Source organism: Mitsuaria sp. TWR114, from assembly GCF_007997345.1.
The window spans coordinates 1-598 of record NZ_VOSR01001050.1 but is presented as its reverse complement, the minus strand read 5'-3'; the positions used below and the strand labels follow the sequence as shown (position 1 = coordinate 598).

The window sequence follows — 598 nt, the reverse complement described above, 5'->3', positions numbered from 1 at the left end:
CCGCGCGCCAGCCGAAGGGCTGCACGCGCGCATGGCGGTTGGGATCGTGCAACGGGTCGCCGACGATGTCGCGATAGCCGCGCGCGTGGTAGACCAGCAGGTCGGTGCGGCCGTCCAGCGTGGTGGTGAAGCTGTTGTGGCCCGGACCGTACTGGCCGTTGGCGCTGGCGAAGACCGGCGTCGGCGACTTGTGCCAGACCGACGGATCGAGCAGATCCGCCTGGGCATCGGCCCACACCAGCCCCATGCAATAGTTCGCGTCGGTCGCCGCGGCCGAGTAGGCGACCAGCACGCGGCCGAAACGCTGCAGCACCGCCGGCCCCTCGTTGACGGCGAAGCCCACGCGCTCCCACGGCAGCACGGCCTCGCTGATCAGGGTCGGCGCGCTCTTGAGCGTCCAGGCATTGGCCAGCGTGGCCAGGTAGAGATTGGTCTTGCCCTGCCGCGCGCGATCCGCCTCGGCCCAGCACAGGTACTGCTCGCCACCATGGCGGAAGGTCGTCGCATCCAGCGCGAAGTCGTCCAGCGGCGTGTGGATCTGGCCGCGTTCGATCCATTCGCCCTGCGTGGGATCGGCATGTGCGTTCTCCAGCACATG

General features: G+C 69.4%; 1 protein-coding gene. It reads right to left on the bottom strand.

Features of this window, described 5'->3' with window-relative positions; translation table 11 throughout:
* The coding region (locus FUT87_RS27215) for a family 43 glycosylhydrolase (protein WP_147242995.1) at positions 1 to 598 on the bottom strand (598 nt) is incomplete at both ends.